Raw genomic sequence first — 6,673 nt, forward strand, 5'->3', positions numbered from 1 at the left:
CCCGTCCCAGGGCGTCCGCCCGCTCGGCCCACCCTCCGGGCCGCCGGCCACGAACACGGCGCAGCCGGAACGGCGGCAGGCGGCCAGGAACTGCTCGCTGGCCTCCACACGCTCGGGCACCAGCCCGACGAGCGCCATCAACCTCGTGCCCTGCGCGAGGCCGAGCACGGTCACCGCCCCCGCCGCGGCCAGCCGGCGCCGCTCCCGCACCCCGGTGCGGCCCCGGATGGCCAACCGTTCCACCGGGCCGAGCGTCCAGCCGTCCCGGCTCACGCGGGCAGTGGTGTCGGCGGGACGAAACAGCGCGTGGGAGCGGACGGCCACCTCGCTCGGGTCGGCGCCAGGCAACGACACGATGTCACCGATGGTGTGCTGGCCGCTGACCAGGACGTCGTGATCGACGACGACGGTGTCGACGCGGTCGAGCAACCGCAGTGCGGCCGGGGACATCACCTGCGCGCCGCGTCGGGCGAGCACGCGGGTCAGCTGGAGGGCGAATCCCTCGCGGCCGAGCCGGGTCGAGCGGGGCAGCGCAGTGAGGGCGAGAGCGGCCGCCCGGCGCGGGGTGCGGGTGAGGCCGGCCGCGGCCGCACCGGCCGCCAGCCCGCCGAGCACGGCGACATCCGCATAGTGCTCGATCGGGCCGGCCGGCAGCGGTCGCGGCCGTTCGACGACCACCGGTCGCGCCCCGGCCCATTCGGGGCGGCCCAGCAGTTCGTCCGCCACGGCCGCGAACGCATCCCGGCGGGCGCGTGCCGCGTCGAGGGCCAGGAGTCGGTAGGCGACGTCGGTACCGAGGCTGACATATCCCTGCGTCAGGCCGAGGGCGGCCGCGTTGGCCACCGCGAGGGCGAGGTCGGCATTGTCCTGGCCAAGGACCCGTTCCAGCTGACAGCGCAGCCGGGGCTGGGTGTCGACGAGCGTGACCAGCGAGGCGAGCTCGGCGGGGAGCGACGCCCACCGGCTGAGCCGACCCACCGACGCCAGTGCCAGCGCCGCCGCGTCGGCGGCCAGGGCCATCCCCGACCGGCGGACCGGTCCGGTGAAGCCGCCGGGCAGCACGTCAACGCTCGGCTCGGCCGTCACCCCCTCCACCTGCCTCACGGCGGTGGCCAGCTCGTCCGCGGTGGGCGCGGAATCGACCAGGCCGATCAGGACGCGCTTCAGCGGCGCGTTCACCCGAGCCCAGGCGACCCCCGGGTGACGCCCGAGCGCCTCTTCCAGCGCCCGGCAGCGGGTCTCGCCCTCCGGCCCGGAGGCTCCGCCTACCTCGAAGCTCGTCATTCGGCCGGCGACGCGGTCGCGCCGGCCGGGTTCCGTGCGCGGTTCGAACCGGTCGAACAGGGGTGGGGTGAGGGTGTGGAGGACGGCGGCCGGCAGATGCCATACCGATCGACTGCCCGGAAGGCGCATCCGCGGACCCCCTCGTCAGGCCGATGCCACGTCAGCCCTCCGTTCCGCGAGGGCATCCCCTTGAGATTCCGCTACCCGAATCCGGGTGGATGCTAACCACGCGTCACCGCCAAGGGGTGCAGCCCGACGCCTCACAGCCCGACGCCTCCCGGCGAGCCGCACGCTGTCTGCCGTGGTCTTGCGGGGAAGGTGGCCGGCTGCCCGTCAGGGTGATTCCAGATGGTTGCGCCGGAACGTGGGGGTTTGTGCACGGTGACCGATGCCGATGCCGATGCCGAGGCCGGAGCGTCCGGTGCGAGGCCGTGGTTCACGCCTGTGACAGAACAGCTCACCCCGGCCGATCTGAAGATCGATGTTCCGCACTCGGCTCGGGTGTACGACTGTTTCCTGGGCGGCAAGGACAACTTCCCGGCTGACCGGGAGGCCGCCGAGCAGACGCTGGCCATCTTCCCGGACATGCGGACCGGGGCGCGTGAGAACCGGGCGTTCCTGCACCGCGCGACCCGGAGACTCGTCAGGGAGCTGGGGCTGCGGCAGTTCCTCGACATCGGCACCGGCATCCCGACCTCCCCGAACCTGCACGAGGTCGCGCAGGAGGCCGCCGCGGACGCCCGGATCGTCTACGCCGACAACGATCCGATCGTCCTCGCGCACGCCCGCACCCTGCTGACCGGTACCCGGCAGGGCCGCACCGCCTACCTCGACGCCGACCTGCGCGAGCCGGAGAAGATCCTCGCCTCGCCCGAGCTGGCCGAGACTCTCGACCTCGACCGGCCGCTCGTGCTCTCCCTGATCGCCGTGCTGCACTTCATCCCTGAGTCGGACGACCCGTACGGCCTGGTCCGCCGCTACACGGAGATCCTCCCGCCGGGCAGCTACGTGGCGCTCACCCACGCCACCGGGGACTTCGCGCCGGAGGAGGCGGAGCGGGTCTCGGCCGTCTACCAGGCACGCGGGATCGCGCTGACCCCACGCTCCCGGGTCGAGGTCGAGGGCTCCCTCACCGGCCTCGACCTCGGCGAGCCGGGTGTCGTGCCGGTCCACCGCTGGCACGCCGAGAAGGACGTCCCTGAGGAACTGGCCGACAGCCGCGTCAACGTCTACGGCGCCATCGCCCGCGTCCCCTAAGGGCTGTCTGGCCAGCGACGAGACCCATTTCGGCCAGGTCTGGTAGATGACGCTGCGGCTGGTTCAGCGCGCCGGGGGAGCCAGCCGGTACACGGCGTCGGCCTGGTCGTCGGTGATGTAGACGGCCCTGTCCGGTCCCGCGACCGCGGCCACCGGACGGCCCCACCGAGAGCCGTCCGCAGTCTGGAACCCGCCGACCAGGGTCTGCTGCCCGCCCAGGTCGCCGTTGCGCCAGGGGAAGAACGACACTTCCGGGGCGCGTGGGGGTGACGCGTTCCACGAGCCGTGTATGCCCACCAGCGCGCCGGAGGCGTAGCCGCCTGGCAGGTCGCCGTCGACGAACGACAGGCCCAGCGGCGCGGAATGCCCGGGGAGTGCCTGCTCCACGGGGGGGAGTGCCGCGCAGTCGAGCATCCGCCCGTCCGGGTTCGTCTGGACGTCGCGGGTGAACGGGACGTCGGAGAAGTCCTGGCGGGAGCCGCGGACACCGGGGTCCACGTCGGCGTCGGGGTTGCAGTACGGCCAGCCCAGGTTCCGCCCGGGGGTGAGTTTCGCGAAGGGCTCGACGGGATGGTCACGCACATACTCGTCGATCACCTGCCCTCGCGCCGACCCCGGATCGTCGCCGTAGGGGCGGTCGTACGGGAACTGGATGTTGTCCCGGTTGTTGACCGCGGTCCATACCGCGCCGTCGGGGGCGACGGCGAGGGCGGTGCCGTTGCGGACGCCCACGGCGAACGGCTCCGGTGGCCCGCCGCCGGGTGGCACGCGCAGGATCGAGGCCCGCGGCGGCGTCGCGGTGAGATCGTCAGCGCTGATGTTGCCGGTGGATCCGACGGACACGTAGACCGATCCGTCCTGACTCACGGCGACACTTTTCAACGCATGGGCGTATCTGCCTCGCAGGTCCGGGCTCCTGGCATCGGGTAGATCCGTGACAACCGGACGCGGGTTCGTCGCCTGTCCCGCCGCGTAGGCGAAGGCGTTCACCCGGTCGCTCTGCGCTACGTACAGGGCCGAGCCGGAGAAGGCGAGCCCATGCGGCTGGTTCAGCCCGGTCAGCAGCGCGGACACGGTTGCGGTGCCTCGCCCGTCGGGCTCCAGCCGGACGACGGTGCCGTTCTCCGGCACCGAGACGAGCAGGGTGCCGTCCGGGGCCCATGCGGCCTGCCGGGCCGAGGGGACCCGTGCGAACACAGACAGTGTCCAGCCGGGGGGCACGAGCGCCTGCCGCTGCGTGTTCAGCGGGGCGGCGTCCATTCCCTCCGGGACGGCGAGGGTCACCGGTACCAGCCCCGACACGGCGGCGGAGGGCGCCGGGTCACCCTGACTCGGAGTGGTTGCGGCGGGAGCGGGGGAGTCCGACCCGCAGGCGGCCAGAAGGAAGGCGAGAGCCATCGCGAGCAACGGAAGGCGCCGGATCGTCATAGGACCCCTTCAGACCAGGGAGAGCACACCGCGAATTCGGAAAATGACCTTTATTGATGTCGGGGTCGCTCGGCGCTGGTGAAGTCGGCGTAGAGCCGGTTCTGCCCGTCGAGGGCGAGGCCTAACAGCCCGGACTCGCCGGCGTGCCGCGCGCACTCCCCGGTTTCCACGACGAGAGGGGCCCCGTAGTAGAGAACTTCGGGAATGATGCCGTCGTCGCGCTCGATGATGAGGGGCGTGCCGCCGAGGAACACAACAGTCCAGGGCGTGTCCAGGGCGGTTAGGAGCGTGGTGGACGCGACGGGAGCCGCAAGGCTATCCGGCCTGGCGGATGTCGTTACGGGAGGCGATTGCGATAGCGGAATCGGCGATGCGGCCGGGTCGGGAGCGGACGGGCTGCATGTGGCCAGGGCAAAGCCGACTGTGGCGGTGAGGGGGACGACGGCCGGGGGCAGGCGGACTCTCATCGCATCGGTCTCCTTCCGCGGCGTCGGCGCGCCGACGCTGACGCTGGGACCTGGCTAGGGGCCGACGTGGTTGCGTGCACGCCATTCCACGCTAGGCGGCTCGATACAGCCCTGGGAGGCCCCGTCAGAGCCTGGCAGGCCGGGCCAAAGGCTGTTTCGTAACCTCGTGCGGGGACCCGGGGCTGCCTGGCGGATCATGTTGGGGTGCAGGTCGTCTCCGCTGCTGACCCTCAGTGGATCTTTCCATTCGCCGGGTTGAAACCGACCCGGTTCCGCCGGCTGGTCCGCCTGGTCGCCCAGCGCGGTGGGGACCGGATCGCTTATGGCCGCCCGGGGAGGGAGTCACCATCAAGGGGGGTAATGGCAGAGACCCCCAACCACCAGAGGTGGTACTTAGCCTGGAGGGATGGACAACCGCAGTGAGGTCCGCGCGTTCCTCACCTCACGTCGGGCCAGGATCAGCCCCGGTCAGGCCGGACTTCCCGCCTACGGGAACCGCCGGGTGGCCGGGCTGCGCCGTGGTGAGGTCGCCGTGCTCGCCGGCGTCAGCGTCGAGTACTACACCCGCCTGGAACGCGGCAACCTTTCCGGGGTCTCCGACAGCGTCCTGGACGCCGTCGCCCGCGCGCTGCGGCTCGACGAGGTCGAACGCGCGCACCTGTACAACCTGGCCCGCGCCGCCAGCCCGGCTGCGGCGCGCACCCGCCGGTGCGAGAGCGTACCGAAGATCCGGCCCGCCATCCGCCGCGTCCTGGACTCGATGACCGGCGTGCCCGCGCTCCTGTGCAACCACCGCTTCGACATCCTCGCCGCCAACCCGCTGGGCCGGGCCCTCTACTCGCCCGTGTTCACCACCGCGACGCAGCCGGTGAATTCTATGCGGTTCGCGTTCCTCGATCCGTACACACGGGCGTTCTACCCGGAATGGCAGAAGGTGGCCCGTGAGTCCGTCGGTGCGTTGCGTACCGCAGCAGCCAGGGACCCTCATGACAGGCAGCTGATGAACCTCATCGGCGAGCTTTCCATGCGCAGCGAGCCCTTCCGCACCTGGTGGGCTGCGCAGGACGTCTTCGTGCACCGTCACGGCACGAAACGCTTCCGCCATCCCGCCATCGGCGAGCTCGAACTCGCCCACGAGGCTCTCGGACTTCCCGGCGAGGACACCTTGGCTATCGTGATCTACACCGCCGAGGCGGAAACACCCTCGGGTGACGGCCTCGAACTGCTGGCCACCTGGGCCGCAACGGCGAAGGACGGTGCGAGCCGCGCCAGGTCCCATGGACAGGCAGACTGACACGTTACCCACGACGGTGCCCTTCGAGCCGGACAGACGACCGGCGCCTGATCCCGCTGCGAGGAGGATCAGGTGCCGGAGTGTCCGACTACCTGTGGATCGGTCGTGGCGGTCGGTGATGGGTCAGTTGGTGATGGTCGTGGGGGTGGACGGGTCGGGTTGGTAGATGACGAGTCCGCCGGTTTGTGCGCGTTTGGCGGTGTACATGGCCAGGTCGGCCTGGTGGATCAGGATGTCGGGGGTGGCGGGTCGGGTGCTGGTGCTGGTGCTGTCGAGGGTGACCAGGCCGAGGCTGGCGCGGGGGGTGTAGGGCCGCCCCGCCAGCAGGCAGGGGGCCTGGATGGCGGTGGCGAGCCGTTCGCCGATGCGGCGGGGGTCGTCGGGGCCGCCGCCGTCGAGGATGACGCCGAACTCGTCACCGCCGAGGCGGGCGACGGTGTCGATCGCGCGGGTTTCCGCGCGTAGCCGGTCGGCGCTGATCTGGAGGAGTTCGTCGCCGGCGGCGTGGCCGAAGGTGTCGTTCACCTTTTTGAAGCCGTCAAGGTCGAGGAACAGGACGGACACCGTGTCCTCGCCGGAGGTGACGGCGGGGGTGTGGGTGGTGTCGCTGTCGGTGCCTTGGATGAGGGCTCGTTGCAGCCGGCGGGTGAACAGTGTCCGGTTCGCCAGGCCGGTCAGCGGGTCGTGGAACGCCTGGTGGTGCAGTTGCCGTTCGCGTTCCCGGATCTCGGCGAGTAGCCGGGTGTTCTCGGCGAGGGTGACCATCTGCCGGAGCAGGGCGAGCACCAGCAGTGTGATCATGCCGTAGGTCTCGAACCGGTCGAGGCGGGCACCGGTGGTCAGCTTGCCCAGGATCAGCAGGCCCGCGGCGGTGAGCGCGGCGTAGGGCAACGCGGCGTGGGCCCACATCGCCCGCGGGCTGGGCGGAGCGGGGCCCTCGGGG

The 6,673-nt window shown here is 71.5% G+C and carries 5 protein-coding genes and 2 pseudogenes; 3 read left to right on the forward strand and 4 right to left on the reverse strand.

From position 1 onward, the window contains the following. Nucleotides 1-1,413, reverse strand: a pseudogene (locus FMEAI12_RS32265) (ATPase); the annotation flags it as partial. A gap of 219 nt (nucleotides 1,414-1,632) precedes the next feature. Here FMEAI12_RS32265 and FMEAI12_RS32270 point away from each other — a divergent pair. Then, entirely contained in the window at nucleotides 1,633-2,541 is a 909-nt protein-coding gene (locus FMEAI12_RS32270; protein ID WP_112108973.1) for an SAM-dependent methyltransferase, read from the forward strand. Between the two features lie 63 nt (nucleotides 2,542-2,604). On the opposite strand, the gene FMEAI12_RS32275 is transcribed toward FMEAI12_RS32270, so the two are convergent. Further along, entirely contained in the window at nucleotides 2,605-3,969 is a 1,365-nt protein-coding gene (locus FMEAI12_RS32275) for a sorbosone dehydrogenase family protein (protein ID WP_112108974.1), read from the reverse strand. Between the two features lie 50 nt (nucleotides 3,970-4,019). After that, nucleotides 4,020-4,436: a hypothetical protein gene (locus FMEAI12_RS36370; RefSeq protein WP_131627542.1), complete on the reverse strand. Its 417-nt coding sequence runs from the start codon at nucleotides 4,434-4,436 to the stop codon at nucleotides 4,020-4,022. 204 nt (nucleotides 4,437-4,640) lie between these two features. Between FMEAI12_RS36370 and FMEAI12_RS38910 the strand changes: the two are divergent. Both FMEAI12_RS38910 and FMEAI12_RS32290 read left to right on the forward strand, forming a co-directional pair. Continuing rightward, a pseudogene (locus FMEAI12_RS38910) lies at nucleotides 4,641-4,775 on the forward strand (IS5/IS1182 family transposase); the annotation flags it as partial. Nucleotides 4,776-4,842: 67 nt separating this feature from the next. Beyond that, nucleotides 4,843-5,730: a helix-turn-helix transcriptional regulator gene (locus FMEAI12_RS32290; protein ID WP_112108976.1), complete on the forward strand. Its 888-nt coding sequence runs from the start codon at nucleotides 4,843-4,845 to the stop codon at nucleotides 5,728-5,730. A gap of 123 nt (nucleotides 5,731-5,853) precedes the next feature. On the opposite strand, the gene FMEAI12_RS32295 is transcribed toward FMEAI12_RS32290, so the two are convergent. Next, on the reverse strand, nucleotides 5,854-6,673 hold an 820-nt coding region (locus tag FMEAI12_RS32295), incomplete at its 5' end, for a GGDEF domain-containing protein (RefSeq protein WP_146776820.1).

Origin of the sequence: Parafrankia sp. Ea1.12, assembly GCF_900465275.1 — a bacterium.
Lineage (GTDB): Bacteria > Actinomycetota > Actinomycetes > Frankiales > Frankiaceae > Parafrankia > Parafrankia soli.